The sequence below is a fragment of the Sporosarcina quadrami genome (assembly GCF_014836615.1).
GTDB classification, from domain to species: domain Bacteria; phylum Bacillota; class Bacilli; order Bacillales_A; family Planococcaceae; genus Sporosarcina; species Sporosarcina quadrami.
This window is the reverse complement of record NZ_JACSQN010000005.1, coordinates 111939-138308: the sequence shown is the minus strand read 5'-3', so window position 1 is coordinate 138308 and position 26370 is coordinate 111939. Positions and strand designations below refer to the sequence as shown.

The 26370-nt window shown below is 40.1% G+C and carries 18 protein-coding genes and 1 other annotated feature; of the genes, 10 read left to right on the top strand and 8 right to left on the bottom strand.

The window, feature by feature from the left end:
- Positions 1–78: 78 nt before the first annotated feature.
- Positions 79–567: a DUF948 domain-containing protein gene (locus tag H9649_RS07090; RefSeq protein WP_191694036.1), complete on the top strand. Its 489-nt coding sequence runs from the start codon at positions 79–81 to the stop codon at positions 565–567.
- A 30-nt stretch (positions 568–597) separates the two neighbouring features.
- Positions 598–1302, top strand: a complete 705-nt coding sequence (locus tag H9649_RS07085) for a YtxH domain-containing protein (RefSeq protein ID WP_191694035.1) — start codon at positions 598–600, stop codon at positions 1300–1302.
- A 62-nt stretch (positions 1303–1364) separates the two neighbouring features.
- Here H9649_RS07085 and H9649_RS07080 read toward each other — a convergent pair whose 3' ends face one another.
- Entirely contained in the window at positions 1365–3500 is a 2136-nt protein-coding gene (locus tag H9649_RS07080) for a cell division protein FtsA (RefSeq protein WP_191694034.1), read from the bottom strand.
- A 164-nt stretch (positions 3501–3664) separates the two neighbouring features.
- On the opposite strand from H9649_RS07080, the gene H9649_RS07075 reads away from it, so the two are divergent.
- Positions 3665–4747 carry a bifunctional 3-deoxy-7-phosphoheptulonate synthase/chorismate mutase gene (locus H9649_RS07075; protein ID WP_191694033.1) on the top strand — a complete coding sequence of 361 codons (1083 nt, stop codon included), beginning with the start codon at positions 3665–3667 and terminating at the stop codon, positions 4745–4747.
- A gap of 119 nt (positions 4748–4866) precedes the next feature.
- On the top strand, positions 4867–5865 hold the full coding sequence (gene ccpA / locus H9649_RS07070) for a catabolite control protein A (protein ID WP_191694032.1): 999 nt from the start codon (positions 4867–4869) through the stop codon (positions 5863–5865).
- Between the two features lie 96 nt (positions 5866–5961).
- Here the strand turns inward: ccpA and H9649_RS07065 are convergent, their stop codons facing one another.
- Genes H9649_RS07065 through H9649_RS07055 form a run of 3 tightly spaced genes read right to left on the bottom strand, consistent with a single transcriptional unit; the run spans position 5962 to position 8415 of the window.
- On the bottom strand, positions 5962–7122 hold the full coding sequence (locus H9649_RS07065; protein ID WP_191694031.1) for an acetoin utilization protein AcuC: 1161 nt from the start codon (positions 7120–7122) through the stop codon (positions 5962–5964).
- Positions 7119–7766, bottom strand: a complete 648-nt coding sequence (locus H9649_RS07060; protein ID WP_191694030.1) for an acetoin utilization AcuB family protein — start codon at positions 7764–7766, stop codon at positions 7119–7121. Before H9649_RS07060 ends, H9649_RS07065 begins: the two co-directional genes overlap by 4 nt.
- A gap of 16 nt (positions 7767–7782) precedes the next feature.
- Positions 7783–8415 carry a GNAT family N-acetyltransferase gene (locus H9649_RS07055; RefSeq protein WP_191694029.1) on the bottom strand — a complete coding sequence of 211 codons (633 nt, stop codon included), beginning with the start codon at positions 8413–8415 and terminating at the stop codon, positions 7783–7785.
- Positions 8416–8593: 178 nt separating this feature from the next.
- Between H9649_RS07055 and acsA the strand changes: the two genes are divergently transcribed.
- On the top strand, positions 8594–10312 hold the full coding sequence (gene acsA, locus H9649_RS07050; RefSeq protein WP_225229729.1) for an acetate--CoA ligase: 1719 nt from the start codon (positions 8594–8596) through the stop codon (positions 10310–10312).
- Between the two features lie 63 nt (positions 10313–10375).
- On the opposite strand, the gene H9649_RS07045 is transcribed toward acsA, so the two are convergent.
- The gene (locus H9649_RS07045) at positions 10376–13420 is read right to left on the bottom strand and encodes a transglycosylase domain-containing protein (protein ID WP_191694027.1); all 3045 of its coding nucleotides are present in this window, start codon (positions 13418–13420) and stop codon (positions 10376–10378) included.
- A 104-nt stretch (positions 13421–13524) separates the two neighbouring features.
- Positions 13525–13727: a binding site (T-box leader), on the top strand.
- Between the two features lie 54 nt (positions 13728–13781).
- Between H9649_RS07045 and tyrS the strand changes: the two genes are divergently transcribed.
- The 3 genes from tyrS (at position 13782) to H9649_RS07030 (ending at position 19643) form a co-directional block, all read left to right on the top strand.
- Positions 13782–15047, top strand: a complete 1266-nt coding sequence (gene tyrS, locus H9649_RS07040; protein WP_191694026.1) for a tyrosine--tRNA ligase — start codon at positions 13782–13784, stop codon at positions 15045–15047.
- 163 nt (positions 15048–15210) lie between these two features.
- Positions 15211–18006: a bifunctional diguanylate cyclase/phosphodiesterase gene (locus H9649_RS07035; RefSeq protein ID WP_404828714.1), complete on the top strand. Its 2796-nt coding sequence runs from the start codon at positions 15211–15213 to the stop codon at positions 18004–18006.
- Positions 18003–19643, top strand: coding sequence for a thiamine pyrophosphate-binding protein (locus tag H9649_RS07030; RefSeq protein WP_191694024.1), 1641 nt, complete (start codon positions 18003–18005; stop codon positions 19641–19643). Before H9649_RS07035 ends, H9649_RS07030 begins: the two co-directional genes overlap by 4 nt.
- A gap of 91 nt (positions 19644–19734) precedes the next feature.
- Here H9649_RS07030 and H9649_RS07025 read toward each other — a convergent pair whose 3' ends face one another.
- Both H9649_RS07025 and ku read right to left on the bottom strand, forming a co-directional pair.
- The gene (locus H9649_RS07025) at positions 19735–20427 is read right to left on the bottom strand and encodes a hypothetical protein (protein ID WP_191694023.1); all 693 of its coding nucleotides are present in this window, start codon (positions 20425–20427) and stop codon (positions 19735–19737) included.
- A 257-nt stretch (positions 20428–20684) separates the two neighbouring features.
- The gene (gene ku, locus H9649_RS07020) at positions 20685–21509 is read right to left on the bottom strand and encodes a non-homologous end joining protein Ku (protein ID WP_191694022.1); all 825 of its coding nucleotides are present in this window, start codon (positions 21507–21509) and stop codon (positions 20685–20687) included.
- Between the two features lie 103 nt (positions 21510–21612).
- Between ku and H9649_RS07015 the strand changes: the two genes are divergently transcribed.
- Positions 21613–23448, top strand: a complete 1836-nt coding sequence (locus tag H9649_RS07015) for a DNA ligase D (protein ID WP_191694021.1) — start codon at positions 21613–21615, stop codon at positions 23446–23448.
- 86 nt (positions 23449–23534) lie between these two features.
- Here the strand turns inward: H9649_RS07015 and rpsD are convergent, their stop codons facing one another.
- Entirely contained in the window at positions 23535–24137 is a 603-nt protein-coding gene (rpsD, locus tag H9649_RS07010) for a 30S ribosomal protein S4 (protein WP_191694020.1), read from the bottom strand.
- Between the two features lie 344 nt (positions 24138–24481).
- On the opposite strand from rpsD, the gene H9649_RS07005 reads away from it, so the two are divergent.
- On the top strand, positions 24482–26329 hold the full coding sequence (locus H9649_RS07005) for a sensor domain-containing diguanylate cyclase (RefSeq protein WP_191694019.1): 1848 nt from the start codon (positions 24482–24484) through the stop codon (positions 26327–26329).
- The last annotated feature ends 41 nt before the right edge of the window (positions 26330–26370 follow it).

Below are 26370 nucleotides of genomic sequence, written 5' to 3'. Positions count from 1 at the left end.
TAAAGGAGGCAAACGTTTATCTGCTTCTTTTAAAGGGTACAAATTACATATGGATAGGTATTGGAAGGAGGAAAGGCCATGGAGGTTTTATTGTATATCGCAGCAATAGTTGCAGCGATTGCATTTTTGATTTTATGCATCAGTTTGGCGATGACATTAGGTTCGTTAAAAAAGACGTTAGCGAGCGTATCAGTTACATTAGATGGGCTTACTACACAGTTAGATGGCGTAACAAAAGAAACAACATTGTTGCTTAACAAGACAAATGCTCTTGCTGAAGACATCCAACAGAAATCCGAGAAATTGAATACGGTTGTCGACGCTGTCAAAGAAATTGGGGGTTCAGTGAGTGGACTAAACAGTTCGATTCGTGGAGTATCCAATTCCATTGCAGTAGAAGCTGAGCGAAACAGTGATAAAATAGCGCAAATTGTTCAATGGAGCAACGTTGCGTTTGGAATCATAGGTAAAGTGAAAGATATGAAAACAGCACAATCTACAGGTTGGACGGTGTACAAACCGGTTACTAACCAGAAAAAATTACCAAGCCCAAATCGACGGGTCTGAAAATAAAAATATTCTTTAGGAGGAATTTTCATGACAGACAGACAGAAACCAAACTATAACGATTCTCAATACGATCATCACTATCACGGTGAACAGGACTATAAGAACTCTTTTGGAGAGGCGGCACATTTGCCAGTAACTTATCCTTACCAATACAATACTGACGACTTTTACGAGGATGACAGCTCAAACGCAGGTAGTTTCCTACTTGGGGCTCTTGTTGGAGGAGTCATTGGAGCTGCAGCTGCCTTATTCCTTGCGCCTAAAACAGGCAGGGAAATGCGTGAAGACTTTACAGAACAGGCTACTCAAATTAAGAACAAAAGTATTGAATTGAGTTCCGTTGCTAAAGACAAAACGATGGAGTTCTCTTCTGTAGCAAAAGACAAAGCTTCTGAGTTTTCATCTGTCGCAAAAGATAAAGCGACTGAATTCTCTTCAGCGGCGAAAGAAAAAACGGAAGACCTTTCAAAATCCATCCAAGAACAATCTGGACAAATTGTCGACAAAGTGAAGTCGATGACTAACAAAACGAGTATTCCTATGGACGATGGAACAGTTTCTTCTGAAGGAGAAGAAGCAGTCGATTATGTCGAAAATTCCACAAACAAAAACAAAGAAGCCGCAAAGGACAAAACGACTGGCAATAGTGATGTATCATACAACAACAGCGAGAATGTTGGAAAGAACAAAGTTATGAACCAAAATCAGATCTCAGTTGAAGAAAAGAAATAATATATAAAAGCCGGATGACCTGTTAATAGGTTATCCGGCTTTTAAATTTATCTTTTCACGAATCAAATTTTTTGTGATGAGAAGCTAATTTCAAGTGAATCACCTTCGAAAATCGGATCATTAAAGCCAATCGTTTCTCCATTCCTCAATAATTGGTATGTAGCTGATCCAGTTTGAGGAAGTGTGTACTCCACATATTTAAATAGATCACTGAAAACTGTCTGTTTGTAAGGTGTTTCAGAGAATGTGAGTACATCTCCTAATCTGACGATTTTCTTAGGATCTGCAACTTTTCCATTTAACGCGATATCAAAAGAGATATTATGCAGTTCTACCTTTTCCCCATTAAAGAGGACAGTTACGATCGTTTTGAAATACTTTCCAATAGAATTAGCGATATCAGCTACGGATGGTGAGTCCGGTTGCACTGTACGTATCGAATCGCCATCTTTTAATAGGTAATTCGGCAAAACCTGTTTACCGCCAAGCATGAATTTCGGTGCAAACTGTTCCAATCGTATAGGCTTTTTATTCACAATCAGTTCAAATGGCTGTGCTGTGTGAATGCCTTGTCTCGTTAGCACTTCCTGTAGTTGTGTAGAAAATGAAAATACAATGTCATCACGATCGGATACGGATGCATCGCTCGTTGCGAGCAGACCGTTAATAGTGATTTTAGGTAGTAATACGATAGGCTTGTCATCGATACATACGCTAACAGGTAGTATGTCTCCGATTAAATCGCTAACTATTGCTGTAGCATCATTACCATCCACACTCGGTTCTATTGATATATTATCACCATTTGTTATGTAATCTTTTGTGCTTGCTGGCTTGCCATTTAGCAAAATGACTGATGATTTTCCGTGTTCTCCAGGAATAATTAGACGCTTGCCGTTAAGTGTAATTGTCATGCCTAGTCCAGGCTTACCATATAGTTGCTTTGCTTTAATATTCGTAGCAAGTAGTGCATCACCGACAGTCATTTCCTTCAGTTCGAATAGTCGTATCGTCTTGTCGTTAACGGATACCGTCATGTAATGGATTGGAGCACGTCTTGCCGCGATGGCTATCCCAATTGGCGTGACGAGTGCAGGAGAAGAAATGATATCTTCTGCTAGCGTAACATTGGATAATGCTTCGAGCCCACGGACTCCAACTCTATTTTCAGGCAATTCAAGTCGCAAACTTATTTCTTTAGGAAGTCCTGGAGTAAGACTTCCGCCTCCTACGACCATGACAGCTTGAGGCGATTTGCCATTATTTAACCTTCTTATCTCTTCTGAAATGCCTGAAGCAAGTTTGTCGATAGACGGTTGAATAAGCGAAACGACTTCATCAGATGGAATAGTTTGTTCAAAACCGAGTATGTCCGAAATAACAATGGACTCCTCAGTTGATAAAGATCGTTTTGCCAGTTCTGCAATTGGAAAGTCAAGCAAGTATTGATTACTTAGCGCTTCAGTTACTTCGTCACCAGCAATGGGTACCATACCATATGCAATGACAGTGTTATTGTCTGTAATTGCAATATCAGAAGTACCTGCTCCAATGTCAACGAGCGCAACATTTAACCGACGCATGGAAGGGGGGATTAATACATTGATGGCCGCTATAGGTTCTAAAGTCAATGCTTCCATCTCCAAATCAGCACGTTTAAGAGCTGAGAGAAGTGACTCAACGACTACTCTAGGAAGGAATGTCGCTATGACGCTCGCTGTAGCTGTCTGTCCAGTCTGATCGATGAGACTGCCAATTTCGTCCCCATCCAAGTTGTAATGAAGAACAGAGTACCCGACACAGTAATAATAATCATCTGTCGTTACAGATGAAGAAAGTAACGTTTGCTGTGCCTGCTGAACAGCAGCTAGTTCAAGCCGATTTATGTCCTCTGTTGTAATTAGAGATCTTTCAGAGATATCAATCGTTACAGCCCCTTCTGTTGTCTTTAAAGCCCTTCCCGCAGCAGCAACACTAACGCGTTTTAACGTTCCATGTCGTTCTTCCAAAATAGTCTTAATTTCTGTAATGACATTTGCTACACTTAAAATATTATGTATTTGCCCATCGATCATGGACCGTTCTTTATGCTCAATCGTAACGAGGTCCTCAACATGATAAACCCCATTATCTTCTTTTAAAATTATGCCTACGACAGAACGTGTTCCGATATCTAGTGCAAAGAGATGGTTAGACATATTAATGCACCCTTTCATCGTCAAATAATGCGAACTTTTGACAAATTGCAGAAATGACGTGACTTTTCAAAAGCTATTCTTTATACTTGGACTATTATATAAAAATGTAACATAGATTTCCCACTTCGAAAAGGGAATGATGTGTGCGGGGAGGAGAGTTATTGATGAAACAGAATGATTTAGAGCAATTGAGAAGTTCGGTAACTGAGTTGAATACGAAGATTTTAGATTTAATCAATGAACGTACGAAAGTTGTACAAAGTATTGGTAAAGTAAAAGAGAAGCAAGGTGTTAACAGATACGATCCTATCCGCGAGAGGGAAATGCTTAATGCCTTAGTGGAATCGAACAAAGGACCAATTCCGAATGGTATATTGGAACAGATCTTTAAAGGGATCTTCATGTCGGCACTTGAAATCCAAGAAGACGAGCAGCGTAATGCTTTACTAGTATCACGTCAACGTAAGCCTGAAGATACGATTGTTGATGTTAATGGTCACAAAATTGGGAATGGGGAGCAGACGTTCATATTTGGTCCTTGTGCAGTTGAATCTTATGAACAGGTTCTTGCAGTTGCCAAGTCCATTAAAGCAAAAGGGCTGACGATGATGAGAGGTGGAGCTTACAAACCCCGCACATCACCTTATGACTTCCAGGGCTTAGGCCTTGAAGGATTAAAAATTTTAAAGCGAGTAGCAGATGAAACAGGTCTTTCAATCGTTACAGAAATCATTACACCATCGCATTTGGAAGAAGCATTAGAATATATCGATGTTATCCAAATCGGTGCACGTAATATGCAGAACTTTGAACTGTTAAAAGAAGCAGGAATGGTGAATAAGCCTGTCCTTCTCAAACGCGGTTTAGCTGCTACGATTGACGAATTCATTAACGCTGCTGAATATATTATTTCAAAAGGAAATAGCCAGATTATGCTATGTGAACGCGGTATTCGTACATATGAACGTGCGACGCGAAATACGCTTGACATTTCAGCTGTTCCAATTCTTAAACAGGAAACACATTTGCCTGTATTCGTGGACGTTACACACTCAACAGGTCGAAAAGACTTGTTGTTGCCAACAGCTAAAGCTGCAATTGCAGTCGGCGCAGATGGTGTTATGGCTGAAGTACATCCAGATCCAGCAGTTGCTTTGTCAGACTCAGCACAGCAGATGGATATTCCACAGTTCGATGAATTCTACAAAGAGATTCAACGTTTCATGAACACGCACCAAACAGTTTAAATGAAGATTTATCATTTTCATTGTTCTGCAAATGGCGCCGGACCTTTTAAGGATCCGGTGTTTTGTTTATACTAGGGGGAAGCGTATACATATTACATTGAATGGAAGGAGATAAGACAATGTCCATAACGATTTATGACGTTGCCAGAGAAGCTAACGTTTCAATGGCTACCGTTTCACGTGTCGTCAACGGGAATCAGAATGTAAAGCCTGCGACACGTAAAAAAGTTCTCGATTGCATTGAAAGGCTTGGCTACCGACCGAATGCAGTGGCAAGAGGGCTTGCAAGTAAAAAAACAACAACTATCGGAGTTATCGTTCCCGATATTTCAAAAAGTTACTACGCAGAATTATCGCGTGGTATTGCCGATATCGCTACGATGTATGAATACAATATTATACTCTCCAACTCGGATAAGCGGATGACGAGAGAAATGGAACTCTTCGACGATTTGCTTGGTAAGCAAGTGGATGGTCTCATCTTCATGAGTGATTCACTTTCCGAAGAAATTAAAAAAGAGATGTCGACAGCTAACGTACCGATTGTTTTAGCAGGTACATTGGATTCTTCCACCGACTTGGCGACGGTCAATATTGATCATGAACAAGCAGCATATGATGCAGTGAAAAAATTGATTGATAATGGTCATACGCGTATTTCACATGTATCAGGACCACTTACTAGAGATATTAACCGCTATTGTAAAAAGGTCGGTTACGAACGTGCAATTAAAGAAGCCGGGTTACCAGTTTACGAAGAGTACTTCATCGAAACAGATAATACGTACGATGATGCGTACGAAAAATGGAGAATTCTGCGTCAGTTGGATGAAAAGCCTACCGCTATATTCGCAGGTAACGACGATATTGCTGTTGGAATGATGAATGGAATTCGCGATGATGGTTATTCCATACCAGATGATATTGAAATTATATGTTTCCAACATACGTTATTGTCGCGAGCTGTTAGACCGCAGTTAACATCGATCGTTGTACCGCTTTATGATTTAGGGGCGGTGTCGATGCGACTGTTGACTAAAATGATGAATGGTGAAGAAGTTACCGAATCGAATGTCCTCTTGCCATATCGCATGGAGGAACGTCAATCAACAAAGTAATATATACACTGCTGTTGAAAGCATTTTAAGAAGGGGGAACTGTCAATGTGATTGACGATCCCGCTTCTTTTTTTTATTATCCGCTTGGTTAGTTCGTTAAAATGAATTATTCCGGACGATTTGTAATGCCCGTTTCAACATCTGAGTATTCTTCTCTGTAATTTCCTGTTTTCGTGGTATCGCTTCATACAAAGGATTTGGATCTTGCCACGATGCGATAAAAGGAACAGGTGACTCATTCTGCCATGCTTGCAACCATTCGGCGGGCAATGTGCCTGTCGGAGCTGGTTTTCCTATCATAGCTAACCAGATCTGTGCCCAAGCTCTTGGTACAACTCTCCAAATGTCATAGCCTCCGCCGCCGACCGCAATCCACTTTCCGTCACAATAGCGATTTGCGATATCTCGTGCAATACGTGGAATTTGTTCGAATATAGTCATCGTTCCATAAAGGTGTGTCAATGGATCGAAGTAATGGGCATCCGCACCGTTCTGCGTGAGGATAACGTCAGGTTTGAAGTAAGCAGTTACTTCTTCAATCGCTGTTTTATAAACCTCGAGGAAAGAATCGTCTTCTGTGAAAGCGTCAATCGGGAAATTAAAGGACGTCCCATATCCTTCCCCATTGCCCCGTTCTGTAATGTTGCCTGTACCTGGGAAGAGATAGCGACCTGTTTCATGAATGGACAATGTGCATACGTTAGGGTCATCGTAAAAGGTCCACTGCACGCCATCACCGTGGTGAGCATCAGTATCTATATACAAAACGCGAGCATTATACTTCTTTTGCATATACTTTATAGCGACAGAGCTGTCATTGTAGACACAAAATCCAGAAGCTTTTCCTTGAAATCCATGATGTAATCCACCACCGAGATTTAATGCGTATCTCGATCGTCCTTCCATCACTTCATCCACAGCTGTCAACGTACTACCGACGAGCATTGCACTCGCTTCATGCATATTTTTAAAGATAGGTGTATCTTCCGTTCCGATTCCGTAAACGGATCCAACTTCATTGCTAATTTCACCTCGGCCAGCTTTTTTGACGATTTCAATATACTTAGATTCATGCGCCAATAATAGTTCCTCGTCAGTAGCAATCCTTGGTGCGATAATATCCGCATCTGTTATGGCTCCCATTTTTTTTAGTAAATCCAATGTCAGCACAATCCGTTTTTGATTGAAAGGGTGTGTATCCGAAAAAGAGTATCCAAGTTGCTCCTTCGAATAAATGAATACAGCCTCTTTTTTCATTGGCTGATGCCTGGTACATTCGGCCAGAGCACTTCAAATCCGCTATTCCGCAAACCAGTAATAACGTTCAGAGGATTCATTGTTTTGACACGAATGACTAATATTTTATTATCTTCATTAATCTTATCTGGATACACTAGGACACTTAGTATGTTCATTTTGTGTTCGTGAAAAACTTTGGATACTTCAAACAGGATCCCGGGAATATTCGGTACGCGTACTTCGATTTGTGAGCCTGGTTGATGGGCGCCAGTCAGTTCGATATATTTATAAAGTAGATCGGTTTCAGTAATGATTCCGACAAGCTTATTATGGGACACAATAGGAAGACAGCCAATTTGATGATCATAAAATATGACCGCTGCTTCTTCTACAAAATCCATTGGGTGTCCACAAATTGGATTTATGGTCATTACATCACTAAGTGGAATCGTGAAAACGTTTACATCTTTCTTGTCAGAATAGATGGAAGGGACCGCTTTCTTTAAGTCCCGATCGGTAATCACACCGATAAGCTCTTCTGCATCATCCACTATTGGTAGGTGTCTAATATTATGTTCGAGCATGATAGAGAGAGCATCAGACACTGTATGCTCTGCTGATAATGCAATAACTTTCCGTTTCATAATTTCTTCGATTAACATATTGTTACGCCTCCTATTAGTACATAAAACGGTTCATAAATCGCAAACTGTCAAATTGCTGGACGGAAGCTTGATCCACTCTACTACCGATCTTTGCCATTAAGCAATTCGCCGGATGAGAACTGATTTCCGGGTCATCCGTTGCGTAATATTCCAACCCGCCTGCATTCATCATCTTTTCCATCACTTTTCTATATTCCCACACATTCAATTTCGTACCTTTTAAGTCCCAATGCCAGTAATATTCTGTCGTGATGACGATATAGTCTTCCATCGCATCATCCATCATGGAAACCTCCAGTAAAGCTTTACCAACGCCGCCACTCCTATATTTCGGAATGACTTCGATTGCACCTAGTTCAATAAGATTTTTCATATTGCCTTGTGACCATCTTTCCAATGGGTCAGGATACAGGAAAGTTGCATAGCCAACTATTTCATTCATATCGCGGACGATAATAATTCTACCCTCAGGTAAATCTGCAATGTCAATTAAAGCTTTGTGCTGTTGTTCAGGTTGCCTGAAGGCAGTCAGATCCTTATGGAATTCATAACTCTCCAATTCAGAGCGTGGAATAGGTCCTTCAATAATGACGTTGCCATTCCTATGTTTAACTTCTATTGCATTATATATTTTAATATGATCCACAACTTTCACCGTCCTACTAATAAGTCATCCTGAACTTAGTATACAACAAGATTGCTTCGTGCTGTGAAATTATTAATAGTAATTAAACGATAATACTAAAAATAGTAATTTATTAGCCAATAAAGAAAAGTTGCTGTAGAATTAAAATGGTTAAACGTTGGATGAAAGGATGATAGATTTGAATAATAGGATATTACCGGTCTTACAAGGTGACTACCAGTTAAAAGACTACGATGAAACTGTAAAGAAATTTAAATGGTCCGATGCCGAAAAAGATTTTAGTTGGGCTGAAACGGGTCTGATCAATATAGCATACGAAGCTGTTGACCGACATGCGGATTCTTATCGAAAAAACAAAGTGGCTCTCTTTTATAAAGACGAATTGCGTAAGGAAGCTTATACGTATAATGATATGAAAAGAATGTCCAATAAAGCCGCGAATGTTTTGACTAACCTATCCACTTTGGGGGAAGGGGACCGTATCTTCATCTTCATGCCGCGCTCACCCGAACTATATTTCGCTATGCTTGGAGCATTGAAGATCGGAGCTATCGTAGGCCCGCTCTTTGAAGCATTTATGGAAGGTGCTGTGTACGACAGACTTGCTGACAGTGAAGCAAAAGTGCTTGTAACAACACCAGAACTTCTTGAAAGAGTTCCAGTCGACAAATTACCGTTTTTAGAGACAATCTATCTAGTCGGAGCAGATATTGAAGAGGATAATAAACATATAGATTTCAATAAACATATGAAAAAAGCATCTACCTCTTTCCAAGTCCAATGGCTTGAACGTGTTTCTCCTACTGTACTTCATTACACATCAGGATCTACAGGAAAACCGAAAGGCATCTTACATGTACAAGACGCAATGATTCAACAATTGCAAACAGCGAAATGGGTATTAGATCTAAAAGATGAAGATGTTTTTTGGTGCACGGCTGATCCTGGCTGGGTGACAGGAACTGCATACGGCGTATTCGCTCCAATGTTAGTTGGCGCAACGTCCTTGATTGTTGGGGGAAGGTTCTCAACAGATAACTGGTATGAAGCAATTCAGGAATATGGCGTTACAGTCTGGTATAGTGCTCCAACGGCGTTTAGAATGCTTATGGGTGCAGGCGTCGGCCCGATTGGAAAATACGATCTTTCTTCCTTAAGACATATTCTTTCGGTCGGTGAACCATTGAATCCAGAAGTCATACGATGGGGGATGGATGTGTTCAAACTACGCATTCATGATACATGGTGGATGACAGAAACTGGTGCCCAAACAATTTGTAATTTCGCTTCATTGCCAATCAAGCTCGGATCCATGGGGAAACCAGTACCCGGTATTGAAGCGGCAATTGTGGATAATCAGGGAAATGTCCTTCCACCGAATCGAATGGGGAACCTTGCTATTAAGAAAGGATGGCCAGCCATGATGCGCGCCATCTGGAACAATAAAGAGAAGTATGAATCATGCTTTTTGAACGACCAATGGTATGTATCGGGCGATTCAGCCTATATGGATGAAGATGGCTACTTCTTCTTCCAAGGTAGAGTGGATGATGTCATAATGACTAGTGGGGAGCGTGTTGGGCCATTTGAGGTGGAAAGCAAACTACTCGAACATCCTGCGATTATGGAAGCAGGTGTAATCGGTAAGCCAGATCCGGTACGCGGAGAAATTATAAAAGCATTTATAGCGCTTCACGATGGATACGAACCGTCTGAGGAACTAGCAGATGAAATCAAACAATACGTTAAAAAGGAATTGGCAGCACATTCTGCACCTCGAGAAATCGAGTTTAAAAACAAACTCCCGAAAACGAGAAGCGGTAAAATTATGAGGCGTGTGCTAAAAGCATGGGAGCTTAATCTTCCAGCAGGAGACCTATCCACGATGGAAAACTAAATAGAAATGATAAAGGCAGCCGGAATGAAACCACTCCGACTGCCTTTATTTTTTCTAATATTATTAATCGTCATCATCGTCGTCTGAAGGTGGGGGACTGCCGCCTCCACTGTTATCTCCAGAACCGCCGGAACCGCCGGAACCGCCGGAACCGCCGGAACCGCCAGAACCGCCGGAACCGCCGGAACCGCCGGAACCGCCGGAACCGCCAGAACCACCAGAACCACCGGATCCACCAGATCCACCAGAACCATTGTTTCCACCACTATTATTTGGTGGAGTAGTAGGTGGAATACTATTATCGTCGTCATCATCGTCCGGTGTTTCCACAGGAAGTGGATCAGGCCTACTAACAGTTACTCTGTTAGAACCGCCAGATAGCATACCCGTGATGTCTACAGCTCGTACGTAATAAGTTCCCGGACCGACAGACAAAGAATGTGCACTTCCATCTCTAATTGTCGCAATGCGTTCATTATCGCGGTATACATAATATCCGATAACATCGTTCGATGGTGAATTGTCCCATTCTAATGTAGAATCGCTCAATGACAAACTTGGAGCACCTGGAGCAACTCCATCTGCTGGGAACACTGCGCCTGAAATTACATTAGATGAGTAATTAGAGCCTGGCGGGAAGAGTTTGGAAGCATCTCCACCCCATGCGCCAAGCATTCTGTCAATAAAGCTTTGACTAACTCCTCTGCCGCCTGAAACGATAAATTCAGAAGGTGTAGCAGGATGTGCTAAATAACGGCTACCATTAACAGATACGTACGACCCACTAACGAAGCTATCGTCCTCTTCAGTCGGAAGCATCGCTTTCGAATTGAAAAGGTCGGATACGACAAGTCCTGCCGCTCTACATTCGGCTGAAGGCGCTAATCCAGAAATACCACAGAACTCTTTCGTAACAACTCCTTCAGGCTTTTTAAATTTAGATCCTGCTCCGACTAAATCGGGTCTTACTTCGTTTGCTGCATTCATCAATTGGCCGAAAAGCATGCTCGTTCGTGTAGTCGGATGCATTTGTCCCGAATCACGTTTATAGAGTTTTCTAGAATTATCATAATAGCCGAACCATAAGCCTAATGTAATATTCGGATTGTAGCCGACAAGCCATGCATCGCCATATCCTTGTGTCGTTCCAGTCTTCACAGCAAGATCGGTATTAAAGTTCATATATTTCGGCACTTGTTGGCCTGTACCTCTAGGTTTAAGAACATCTTTTAACATATCAGTAACAATATAAGCAGTTTCAGGACTATATACTTCCACCGGCTCCACCTTATGCTGATAGATAATATTTCCTGCCATATCTTCAATTCTATCAATCATATACGTTTGAACAAATTGACCGCCATTTGCTAAAGTGGCATAGCCGTTTGTATTCTCTTCTACACTGACACCAATTGACATTCCTCCGTATGAAGCAGAAGGATTTACGTAATCACCAGGTGTCAATTTGGAGAAATTCATCTTCTCAAGGAATTCAGCTGGACGCTGATCAAGAATTTCTTTATAAAGTCTTGCTGTCGGAAGGTTAAGTGATTCTGCAAGAGCTTTCCGTGCAGGAATAATTCCGTTTTCGACTTCCGGATTATAGTTTGAAGGCGCCCACATATTAGCACCGTCCGGCACTTCAAACTTCACATCGACAACGGGACTGCCCGCGCCAATATAACCTAATTCAACTGCAGGTGCGTATACAAGCAACGGCTTCATGGAAGAACCATTTTGCCTGAAAGCTTGAGTTGCATGGTTCGTTTGCTCTAAATTATGATCCCGCCCACCGACGAAAGAAAGGATTCTTCCAGTAGTGTTGTCCATCATAACTGCCCCAACTTGTACAGGATCATCTTTAAGAACAACTTCTCCAGTCGCATAATCCTTTTCTTCACGCGTATACGTGAATCCATAATGTTCGAAGCCATCTGCCACTTTGTTCATTTTGTCGTAAAGGTCTTGTTCAATAGTCGAATAAATTCTATATCCGCCTGTTCGCATTTCACGTTCAGCAAGAATTTCATATTTTTCTTCTACTTTTTTATCTTCCACTACGCGCTCAGGATCGATTCCATCTTTTTCAGCGAGAATTTTTGCCAAGATTTTTTTTGTTCTGTTCTGAATCTCTTGAGTCACGTAAGGATAACGTTCAGTTGCCCGCTTCGTTTTCTCACGGAAATCTTGTGTAATATCATACGCCACAGCTTCTTCGTATTGCTCTTTTGTAATATACCCTGTTTCTTTCATGCGAAAAAGAACTGTTTTCATTCTATCGATGCCGGGTTTAAGGTTCTCTTCTTTCTTTAAACCGCCACCATAATAGCTACCTAAAAACGGAGTGTATGCAAAAGGAGCTTGTGGTATTCCTGCAATATAAGCTGCTTGGGGAAGTGTCAGGTCTTTTGCCTTCACCCCGAAAATACCGTCTGCAGCAGTTTCAATCCCTGCAATGTTTTGTCCAAGTGCATTTCTACCATAGGGAATGATATTAAGGTATGCTTCAAGAATTTCATCCTTATTCATGAAGTGCTCAAGTCTCATTGCTAAAAGAATTTCTTTTGCTTTTCGTTCGTAAGATACTTCGTTCGTTAAAATCTGATTTTTAATAAGTTGTTGTGTAAGTGTAGACCCACCAGTTTGGCTTGATGAGTTTGAGACGTCCTGCAAGAGCCCGCGGAAAATTGCCTTCGGTACAATCCCTGAGTGTGATTGAAAATATTCATCCTCAGTGGCAAAAACAGCATCAATTGCAAATTGCGAAATGGCGTCTAGCGTTGTCTCTTTCCGCTCAATATCCGAATTTACACGGCCAAGATATACATCGTTGGCAAAGTAGATTTCTGAAGTCTCTTCGTAATTGAAGATTGTTGAACGCATTTCTTCACCAGAACGTAGAGGTTCCTTAGCTACAAGAGAAGCGAAATAGCCGGCTCCGACAGAGGTGGCAAAAACGCCTATTGTCAGCCCGACGACAATGAAAAGGAGGAACAAGTTCCATACGACCCCAGTAGTAATGCGGACACCTTTTGCCCAGCCTTTTTTTTGTAGTTCTTCAAATTTGTCCTCTATTGAATTAAACCTATTTTTTCGTTTTTCAGACACCGTTAATCCCCCCTAAAATCCTTCCTAATTATAGCACATTTCTTCCCAATCAATAGAAAATGTTTGACAAAATAAGTTTTTGCACTAAAATAAAGGTTATATAAATTTGCATGTTGAAAAAGTCGGAGTAGGAACGGTCAATCCGTATAGAGAGGCAGCGGTTGGTGGAAGCTGTTCGGTACATTGTTCACGAATTACAGCTTTTGAATGCAACGCTTGCGCGGCGATACTGCGTCTAAAGCGGAGAAACTAGTTTCTCAAGCCGGGTGGTACCGCGTTACTATACTGAGTATATAACGTCCCTGCATGATTCCTTTGAATCGTGTAGGGACTTTTTTAATTTCATTGGAGGGATTCACTTATGAAGAACGAATTATTGGATGACTTAAAATGGCGTGGTCTGTTGTACCAGCAGACGGATGAAGAAGGACTTGAAAAAGTATTAAATGAAGAGAAAATTTCTTTGTATTGTGGAACAGATCCGACTGCAGACAGCCTACATATTGGCCATATTGTACCGTTTCTGACACTTCGACGTTTCCAGAAATACGGTCATCGTCCGATCGTCCTTGTTGGCGGAGCGACGGGAATGATTGGTGACCCATCTTTCAAGGCTGATGAACGGGAATTGATTTCAGACGAACAGATTGATAAAAACGTTGCGGGCATCCGCAAGCAATTGGAAAGCATATTCGAATTTGGTAATGAAAACGGCGCTGTGCTAGTGAATAATAAGGACTGGTTCGGAGAAATGTCTGCTATTAGCTTTCTTCGTGATTACGGAAAACTGTTGAGCGTCAACTATATGCTAGCCAAAGAAAACGTCGCTTCACGTCTAGAAACAGGAATTTCCTTCACAGAGTTTTCGTATATGCTTATTCAAGGAGCAGACTTCAGTCACTTATACGATAAGTATAACTGTCGTTTGCAAATTGGTGGATCAGATCAGTGGGGCAACATTACTACGGGACTTGAAGTAATCCGAAAAACACATAATGATGAGGCGAAAGCTTTTGGGATTACGATGCCGCTTATAACGAAAGCGGATGGTACAAAGTTCGGCAAGACTGCTGGAGGTTCTGTTTGGCTTGATCGAACGAAAACTTCCCCTTATGAGTTTTACCAGTTCTGGATTAACACTGCGGATACAGAAGTGATTAGATATCTGAAAATCTTCACTTTCATGGAGAGAGAAGAAATCGAAGCGTTGGAATTATCCGTACAAAAAGAACCACATCTTCGTAAAGCGCAGCTAGCATTGGGAGAAGAAATGACACGTCTTATCCATGGACAAGAAGCACTAGATCAGGCAATCCGCATTTCTAAGGCATTATTTAGTGGTGACTTAAAAGCTCTTACGGCAAATGAAATGAAAGACGCATTTAAAGATGTCCCGACATTCGAAATGGAAAAAGCCGACAAAAACATCGTCGACTTCATAGTAGAAGCAGGGGTGTCCTCATCTAAGCGTCAAGCGCGCGAAGATGTTACGAACGGAGCGATTTCATTGAATGGTGAAAAGGTGACGGACACAGCGTATGAAGTGACGACAGCCGATCGACTCGAAGACGCATTTACAATCGTCCGCAGAGGGAAGAAAAACTATAAAATGGTGAAATTCAACTAACAATTAAGGCTATCTACATGTAAATGTAGATAGCCTCTTTTAAATATATTAATGAAAGTTCTGTTATAATAATCTCACATAATTAGGTTAGGTTTTTTTATCATAAATCAGCTACAATATAATTGGATACCGAATAATTATATTTGAATGGAGGTATATATTGATGCAGGAGCAAACAAGGTATTCACGCCTAGCGAATTTAACACAATTGATTAATACGAAGCTTGAATTAAGCGAGGTATTACATCATGTTGTTACGGCTATATCAGAAGAAATTGTTCAATGTGATTCAGTTGGTATTTACTTACCTCAAAAGGATGGCACTTTTAGAGGGTTTGTTGGTAAACCGGAAGTGATCAATGGAATGACGTTGGATATGCATGTTATAGATTTAGACATGGATCTTCTTGCAAAAGAAGTGATTGAAACACAAAAAACCATTTACATACCAAATACAGCCGTTGATGACAGACCTGATCCGAGAGCTGTCCAAGGATTTAAAATTAAATCACTGCTCGTATTGCCGATATCCTACGAAGAAGAATTATACGGTCTCGTCTTTTTGTTCGATTATGGAATTCCGATGAATTTGACGGAATCAGAAATTCAAAGTGTGCAAGCGTATGTGAATATGGCTGCAGTAGCCATACAAAATGCCAATAATTTAACATATAAAGAGAATTTAATTGCAGAAAAGCAATTGCTTCTAGATGCGATCGGGGAATTATCAATGTGTTCCTCGCTTCAAGAGGCGGTAAATAGCTGCTTCACATATATAAGTAAAGCGATTAAAAATTTCAACATTGGCATTCATATTGTTGACGTATTAGATGGGAAGAAATTCAAACCTGCTAGATTAAGTGCAGATAGCGATTGGTCCGAGGAAGATTGGCTAAAAGCGCATGATGATATGGCAGTCGACTTATCACATGATCAAGTATTTGAAGAAGTTGTCAAAGTCAAAAGAAGGTTGATCATACCTGACGTCACTCTTGACGATCGACCTAATCGGCAGTTATGTGAGAAATTTGGCATTAAAGGAATTATGATGATTCCACTCGTTTCAATGGGTGAAGTTGTTGGAGTAGTGGCTGCTGTTAACCTGGAAACAGCTGGTTTTGAATATGCTGAAGCGGACATTCAATTAGCTCAATCTATTGCCGATGCGACTGCATCGACTATATCGAACTTATTGTTTATGGAAAAGCAGGAATCGATCATCCATGATCGGACTACTGAAATACAAGTGAAGAATAAAGAACTTGAAAAAGTTGTTACAGAAATTCGATTATTGAGCAGAGAGAAAGATTTAATCCTGAACTCTGCAGGCGAAGGTATATTCGGTATAGATCTTAATGGCGATATTAGTTTCATAAATCCTTCAGGAGAGAAAATGCTAGGGTACATGAAAGGGGAACTTATTGGAAGGTCCTCTAGGAGACTGTTTGAAGATAACGAGGTTGGAAATGAGCTTGCTATTACTAACAAGCGATTAAATCACTATTACACCGATCAACATTTCTATAGAAAAGATCATACAAAAATACCTGTGGAATATGTAATATCATTAATACAAGATGGAGATAGTGCTATTGGACATGTTGTCACATTTAGAGATATTACTGAAAGAAAGCGATTGGAAGAAGAAATAAAGTACCATGCATATTATGATAGTTTGACAGACTTACCAAATCGAATTTTATTACAAGATCGATTACTTCAAGGACTGACGTACGCTGAGAAAAACAATGAAAAAGTGGCTATACTCTATTTGGATTTAGACAGATTCAAGCTCATCAACGACACTTTTGGACATAGTTATGGCGATTTGTTGTTGCGGGCAGTGGCGAATCGAATAAAGGATTGCCTGCCTGATAGTGCTACGCTTTCAAGACAGGGTGGAGACGAATTCACAATCTTTTTACCGTCTATTAAAAATGAAGAGGATATTATGTTAGTTGTTAATGATGTCATTGAGAGTTTTGCAGAACCATTTACTTTACGAGACTATGAAGTATATATTAAGACGAGTATAGGAATTAGTGTATATCCTGACCACGGGACAACACCTGACGCCCTTATTAAAAACGCTGATACTGCAATGTATAAGTCTAAAGAAATTACGGGGAACAGTTATCATCTGTTTTCACCAGGAATGGATACAAGAACTTTTGAGAGCATCAAGTATGAAAACGATTTGTATAAAGCGATCGACCAAAATGAATTAGTGCTCTATTATCAGCCACAAATGAATTATTTAACGAATGAGATGATTGGTATGGAGGCGTTAATTAGGTGGAATCATCCTGAAGACGGATTGATTTCGCCAGATCTTTTTATTCCGCTTGCAGAAGAAACAGGATTAATCGTACCGATTGGCGAGTGGGTGTTACAAGAGGGCTGTAAAAAGTTGAAGGAATGGCATCGTTTAGGTTTCACAGATTTACATATTGCGATTAACTTATCTGTTAGACAATATGAGCAAGATAATCTATTTTCAATGATTAAGAACATCCTTGATGAAGTTGGCTTGTCACCTGAATTTTTGCATCTGGAACTAACGGAAAATCACATTATTAAAAATACTGAATTGACATTGAAAACGATGAAGCAACTACAAGACTATGGTATTCGAATTGCGATTGATGATTTTGGGACAGGTTATTCTTCGTTAGGATATTTAAAAGATTTGCCAATAAATACGTTGAAAATAGATAAGTCCTTCATTAGCGAAATGACGAATGATGAGACAGCAATTACTAAAACAATTATTACATTGGCCCATAATCTCAATTTGGATGTAATTGCAGAAGGGGTGGAAACAAAAGAGCAAGCAGAATTCCTAATTGCTCAAAAATGTAATTTAATGCAAGGATACTTCTTTAGCCGCCCGTTGCAAGCGGACGATATGGAACGTCAATATTTTAAAAATAATTTACTTAAAGGAGATCGACTATGAAAGCCGCACGCATGTTACTTGAGTGTTTACGTACTAATGGAGTTCAATATATTTTTGGAATTCCAGCAGGTTCTGTCAATGCGATATTTGATGAACTTTACGATATGCCTGAAATAACACCAATTGTCGCTAAGCATGAAGGGGCTGCATCTTACATGGCTGCGGCGTACGCGAAGTATTCAAATAGTATGAGTGTTGCAATAGGGTGCAGTGGTCCAGGAGCTACAAACTTAGTTACTGGGGCGGCCAATGCAATGCGTGAACATCTACCGATACTGTTTATAACGGGTGCTGTTCCAGTGGGAACACAAGGATTAAATGCTTCACAGGAATTGGACGTAGCTCCAATCTTTAAATCTGTTACGAAGTATAGTGTACTAGTGAATAATTCGAGTGATCTACAAAATGAGTTAGTAAAAGCGATGGAAATAGCTGTATCAGGCGTGCCTGGCCCAGTTCATATCGCCATTCCGATTGACGTGCAACATGAACAAGTGGAACACAGTGAATTTAGTAAAGTCTTACCTCAACACGACAGTTCGGTAGATGATATACGTATTAAAAAAATAGCCAAAGAACTTGTAGAACGTGACAAAGGTTATGTCTTCGTTGGACAAGGGATACGAAATTCAGTTGCGCAAGTCATTGAATTAGCTGAAATCCTTCATTGGCCTATAATTACAACACCTCAAGCGAAAGGCTTTATTAACAATAACCATCCCCTTCTCACGGGCGTTTTCGGTTTTGCGGGGCATGCCGCAGCCTCCGAGAAAATCGCTGATGGCAACGGAGAGGTGTTGCTCATACTAGGCTCTAGTTTAGGTGAAACAGCAACAAATAATTACAATGATAATTTGACAAAAAATCGCTTTTCGATCCAAGTCGATTATGATGAATCCGTATTCAACCGTAAATATGAAATTGATATCCCTGTCCACAGTACTGTAGAATCATTCCTTATGCGATTGATTGATGAGTTGAAATCTCTTGGGTTGAAGAGAGGCCAATTCGAGATAGTAGAGAAAAGTAAAGAGAAATATGAGAATGAAGATGAATTCAATACAAGAAACGTGTTAGCGAAACTACAAGAGTATGTCCCTCAAACAACTCGCTATACAATCGATATTGGTGAGTTTATGGCTTATGTTATTCATAACATGGAAGTCCTCGACCCTGATACGTTTGCCATCAATGTTCATTTTGGGGCAATGGGGAGCGGAATCGGTTCAGCGATAGGCTCGAAATTAGCTGAACCAGACAGACCTGTAGTCTGTATAACAGGAGATGGCTGTTTCTTCATGCATGGAATGGAAATACTAACAGCGAAAGAATATAATCTGCCTATTCTTTTTGTCGTCATGAACAATGCGAGACTTGGAATGGTTTATCATGGGCATTCCTTGCAATTCAAACGTTCACACGCTTCGTTTGAACAAGAGCCCATCAATATAGCAGCAATGGTTTCTGCTATGAATATACCGAGCATACGAGTGGAAAGTTTCGATGATTTAACGAAAGAGGCTGTCCGGCAGTTAATGGATGTAAGTGGTCCTGCGGTAATCGAAATTGCGTTAGTGGACCCGAACGTTCCACCAATGGGCGATCGAGTAAAATTCCTATCTTCTTTTGGAAAATAAAAATTCTTCATTGCAAAAAAAGCTGTTCATTTTTCATGAACAGCTTTTTCAATTACTATTTTTAGTAAAGTAGAGACGTGAAGTTGAAATTTTACTTTACTTGGTTATCAATCCAACGAAACAGTGTTCCCATTGTCCTCTTTTTAAAGTCATCCTCCACGTGTTTCCCAAGCGGGTTAGAAAAATAAAATCCATCTACATCTGGGCTATATGAATAGCCTAAAGCAAGAAGCTGCGTTTGAATTTCAGCTGGTAATTCCCGTTCGTTCGTTTGCTCTTTATAGTAATGAGAAGGGATAATATAGACATCTAAGTCACCAATACCTGTATGAACTTCAAATAAATCTTTTTCATTGCGAACAATCCATTGTCCTTTTGAGAATAATGACACTTTCGTTCTACCGAGTGCATCAATTGCGTCTAAATTTATCCCGAACAGTTCGTTGATTTTCAATCGTAATGTTGGACCTGTTAAATGAGCACCGATTGAACAAATATAGTCATCAATCAGTCCAATATTTGTTTTATGAGGTACCTTTTTCTTGGCGAATACAAATTTTGAATTTACATCTATTCCGTAAATGTGATTAATACAATCGCGGATAATTTCGCCATTCAAATTATAGTCAAGGGATTTGATATACATGTCCATAACTTCAACTTTAGTCAAAGACTCTATCTTCGATGAAATTTCAGTTACTTGCTCATTTAGCTCTTGCTGCATGACTCTTTTCAAGCCCTCAAAAATGTGTGCTGGGTATACGGATATATTTGTAATACTCATTCACAAGTCCTCCTCTTAAAATTCTAATCCAATATTATCCTGTCAGTGGATTCATATTGAATTATACAACAAATAAGAAGTTTAAGAAGGGAAAAATAAAATAAACTATGAGAACCACTCAATGTGCCACGACAACCGCTCAATGCAGGTGGAGAACCGCTCAATGCAGGTGGGTAACCGCTCGATATGGCACGAGAACCGCTCAATATGCCACGACAACCGCTCAATGTAGATGGAGAACCGCTCAACCTGACCAGTTAAGCTTTCTTCAATGCTTTTTTCCTTGTTATCGGTTTCTTTTTTCCTGTTTTATCCAATGAGGCTTGCAATGCAGCCATTAAATCTGTTGTGTTCGAAGGGGAAATCTGTTGTTTTCCTAATGCTCCTGTCACAGCCGCATTGCCGGATTTTTTTTCTTCTATTAGTTCCATCAATGCTGTCCGATACTCATCTGTGTACTTTCCTGGTTCAAAGCCTGTTGTCAATTGCTCCACTAACAATAAGGCGGTATCTAGCTCTTTTTTCACTACGGATTCTTCACCGGGAATATTAGGCACATCCTGAACATTACGAACCTCATCGGGGAAATGAATAATTTCCATTAATAATGCCTCTTTATAAACCCTTACAACCGCTAACTGTTCCTTTGATCGGATAATGATTTTTGCGACGCCTATTTTACCGGATTCTTGTAGTGCTTTCCTCAGTAGTGCATACGCTTTTCCGCCATTCGAATCAGGCGCCATGAAATAACTTCGTTCAAAAAAGATCGGATCGATTTCCTCTAATTTCACAAAGTCGATAATTTCAACAGCTTTTTCTTCATTTTCCTTCTTCAATTTTTCCAGTTCTTCCTCATCCAGAACGACAAACTTGTTTTTCGTGTATTCGTAGGCTTTGACAATGTCTTCGTTCTGAACTTCTTTGTCACAAATCGGGCACACTTTCTGATAGCTGATCGGTGAGTTGCATTCCTTATGAAGTTGCCGGAGTTTTACATCGTTATTTTCAGTGGCAGCATGAAGTTTGATTGGTATATTGACAAGGCCGAAACTGATGCTTCCTTTCCAGATTGTATGCATAGTTAACACCCACTTTTTTTCTTAGTATGTAAAGATCACTCATTCTTATGTATACGAAATTGTTAATGTCAAACACTATAGAAAAACGGTGGAGCGAAGAAGAATGAAACCTATGTTGCTACATGATGCAGAAGAAATACCGCTAGGAGACGAATGGGTTTACGAAACAAAATATGATGGTTTCCGATGCATTTTGGAATGGAATGAAAGTGGCATCAGATTATTAAGCCGAAATGGAAAGTTACTAAACCGATTGTTCCCTGAAATCGTCATACATTGTGAAAGCATCCATGGGGATATGGAGGATTTCTTACCAGTATGCTTCGACGGGGAAATTGTCCAATTGCAAAGTGATGTTAAAAGTGAATTTTCCAAAGTTCAAACTAGAGGCAGGATGAAAAAAGAAGAGGTTATCCACTCACATGTAAAAGCATTTCCCTGCCAATATGTTGCGTTTGATATTCTTTTAATTAAAGGAAAAGAAATAGCGGGGGAGCCATTTGAGAAAAGGAAAACTAAGTTGGGAGAGTTATTCAAGACACTTGGACAGCCAATGGAAGTCGATTATCAAAATCCCATACCTCTTCAATTGATTAAGACCTATAAGAGTAGCAAGAAGTTGTGGGAACATATAGTAAATAATAACGGGGAAGGCATTATCGCTAAAAAGAAATCCAGTCCATGGATTAGTGGAAAACGGACAGATCAGTGGATAAAAGTGAAAAATTGGCGGACAGTCAACATTATTGTAACTAGATATGTGAAGGCAAATGGATTTTTCACTGGATGCGTCTATAAAGGGACAGAATTATATGAAGTTGTCACTTTTCGTCACGGATTGACCGATGAAGAAGCCCAGACGCTTAGCACGTTTTTCCTTGCAAATGGGAAAGAATCTCACAATGGAATATGGGAATTGAAACCATCTATATGTGTAAAGGTGAATTGTATCGATTTTGACGGAAACCAGTTAAGGGAACCTCGTTTCCATTCATTCAATTTTGAGGTTGAATTGAAAGCAGTCAATTGGCGAACAATGCTACGCCAATTAAACCCGATACCAGATGTCATTACTATTACTCATCCTGACAAGCCGATCTGGGCTCGTTTCGGCATCGAAAAAGATGATTACTTGCTCTACTTACAGACAGTAGCTCCTTATATGCTACCGTTTCTGCATGATAGGCTACTGACCGTTATTCGGTATCCTCACGGAGCGAATGGAGAAAAGTTTTATCAAAAAAATTCACCTGACTACACACCGGATTTTGTCATGACTTCACGTTATGAGGACATCGATTATGTCGTCTGCAATGACATAAGAACTTTGCTGTGGCTCGGCAATCAGCTGTCACTGGAATTTCATATTCCATTTCAAACATTAACTGCAAACAACCCGACAGAAATCGTATTTGACCTTGACCCTCCTTCCATCGACGATTTTTCATTGGCAGTAGAAGCGGCATCGATGATGAAAGTGGTATTTGATGAATTACAATTAAAGTCTTTCGTCAAAACGTCAGGAGGAAAAGGGCTGCAAATTTACATTCCATTGCTTGTAGACACTTTCTCATATGAAGATACCAGGCTATTCACAAAATTCATCTGTGATTTCCTCTGCGAACAGCAACCGCAGTGGTTTACAACAGAAAGACTGAAGAAGAACAGGAACAATAAATTATATCTAGACTATGTACAGCATCAATCAGGAAAGACAATCGTGGCACCATTCTCCCCTAGAGGCAATGAATTCGCTACCGTCGCAACACCATTACAATGGGAAGAAGTCAACCATTCATTGAACCCAAAAATGTTCACATTGCCGACAGTAATGGAAAGGATCCAAACTGGCGGAAATCCTTTCAGAGAATTCCGTGAGGCTGGGGAACAGCAACAGTTCAAAGTGGTGTTGGAACAATTGAAAGCTATTTTAAAATGAAAAACCTATTAAAACGTGCAGATTGGTTGCACTTTGTAAAATAAAAAAACCTCTTCAGCAAAATGCTGAAGAGGTTTAAAAACTTATTAACGTGAGTAATATTCAACGATAAGAGCTTCGTTGATTTCAGCAGCAAGTTCGCTGCGCTCAGGCATACGTACGAAAGTACCGACTTTAGTGTCAGCGTTGAATGTAACGAACTCAGGAACATAGCTGTTCACTTCAAGAGATGCGTTTACAACATCAAGGTTTTGAGACTTTTCACGAAGTGAGATCTCTTGACCAGGCTTAACACTGTAAGAAGGGATGTCTACGCGCTTGCCATCAACCAAAATATGACCGTGGTTAACAAGTTGGCGTGAAGCACGACGAGTGCGTGCAAGACCCATGCGGTATACTAGGTTGTCAAGGCGAGTTTCAAGAAGGATCATGAAGTTTTCACCATGCTTACCTGGCATTTTACCAGCTTTGTTGAACACTGTTTTAAATTGACGCTCGTTCACGCCGAACATGAAACGAAGCTTTTGCTTTTCTTGTAATTGCATTCCGTATTCGGAAAGTTTTTTACGTTGTGTAGGACCGTGTTGTCCTGGTGCGTAAGGGCGTTTTTCGATTTCTTTTCCAGTACCGCTTAGCGAAACGCCAAGACGACGGGAAAGTTTCCAAGATGGACCTGTATAACGAGCCATGAGAGACTCCTCCTCTGATTTGGTTTTATTTTGTTGTAAAATAAGACCAGATGCATTCAATCCGTGTGTCATTCCATTATCTTGTATCTTCGCCTCAGCAGCCACGAGGTTACGTGATACACCTTCTTAAAAGGAATGGACTGAGCAGCATGGATCATACAACTGCTGCAACTATTTTACACAAGTTCCATCATAACAAGATGTTCACCTTGAGTCAAGTATCATTCATTTATACGTTAATGGTAATTAGTCCTATCTAAAACACTGTTAAAAATAGTCGATATGCATTAGAATAGTATGAATGTTATTTATTTAGACTGACAACGCGAGATGAGGATGATGTAATGAATACGCATGAAATGACCATATACAAAATGAAGTCGGCAATTTTCGAATTGTTTTCAAGTCCTTCAAGCCGTCCTCCTCTTCAAAAGAATCTAGCGGCATTGAAAAAAAGCTTCATGAACTGTTTTGAAATTGAATTTGCAGAGATTCTACTTTATGAAAATAATCGTTTTGTCCCTATTCACGAACCTGGCAAGGCATATATACATTCTGGTATTGCAGAAGAACAGATGACAGCTATTAATCCGCTGTTCAGGGCTTCATTTCTGTCACAAAATGAAGAAGGTAGGACATATGCAGATGATTCTTTAATAATTCGCGATAAAAAGCTTGTTCCACTTGGTGCCATATTATTTGAAGCATCTGAAAAGTGGAATGACTTTGCTCTATCTCCTAGTTTAAAAGAGTTAAAGACGGTGTTAGGCTCATATTTCGGGCAGGAAATTCAGATGGAACTCATAACTGAACAGGAAAAGACGTACCGACGACTATTCGAGATGGCGGAGCTTTTCAATTCGACAATGGAAACGAATATCATACTGGATGCCATGTTAAAAGCGGTGACAGGCTCATTTGAAGGATATGATATCCAGCTGTTGCTTTCCCAAGACCAAAGAGGGCTTTCCAAAGACTATCGTTTATTTAATTATTCTAACGAACGAACGTCAGCTGTAGAAGCCTTTTTGAGCGGTGAACTGACACTTGAAAAAAATATAGAGAACGGTGTGAATCTATTAAATGCTCCGATTCGTGGGAGACAAGGCATTTATGGTGTTGTACAGATTATCGCTTCTGTAGCTACTGATTTTACAAGGACTCAAAAGGATTTCATTCGCATGATTACAAATGCTGCGGGTATTGCACTTGAAAATGCGAGTCTTTACGATCAATCGCATCGACTTGTAAACGATTTGCAATTGGTTAATGAAGCTGCAAGGAAACTGAACAACAACTTAACACTGGATGAAGTAATTTCTTACTTGAAAATACAGTTTATGAAAGCTTTTGATCCCGATGAAATGGCTTTCGTATTTTATAAAGAAAACAATACGTATACGATATCTACTCATAGTACAGATTATTTCCATGAAGATATCGGAGAACAAATGGTCATGCCGATTGTAAAACACTTTATGCGCAGTCAGGAAACTATTTTTGATGGGGCGGAATCAGTCGGATCCGATTATTTTAAATCACGAATTGCACTTCCGATAACGAATCGAGAAGATATGCTGGGGTTTGTCATACTATTGCATAAAGAAGAATACTATTTTTCTTTCGATAACTTTAAATTGATGAGATCATTGATTAGCCACTCATCGCTTGCCATTTCAAATATCTTGTTACGTGATCAGTTGCAAGAACTCGTTGACAAAGACAATCTGACAAAATTGTTTACACGAAAGTATTTGGATGAAATCGTCGTCTCAGACATTGAACAGGGCCGAACGGGTGTGTTCATTCTCTTAGATGTGGATGACTTTAAAATGGTGAACGATGCTTATGGACATAAGGCCGGAGATGAAGTATTGCAACAGATTTCTGACCATATCACTGATCGGATAGATGGAATAGGCATTGCTAGTAGATGGGGTGGCGAAGAAATCGCAATTTATCTACCATCTGTGTCGTGTAAAGAGGGAGTCAAATTAGCCCGCTCATTAGTGGATTCCATCCCTAGTAAGACGGAACCGCGAGTAACCGTTTCGATGGGGTTGACGTGTTCCGATGAGATAATGATTAAGTCTTATAATGAAATATTTCAAAAGACGGATAAGGCAATGTACAGCGCTAAAAAAGAAGGCAAAAACCGGTTAGTCATAAACAAAGCAACTTCGACGCAATGATAACGTGAAGTTGCTCTTTTTCTTTTAGGCAAAAAGAGGTA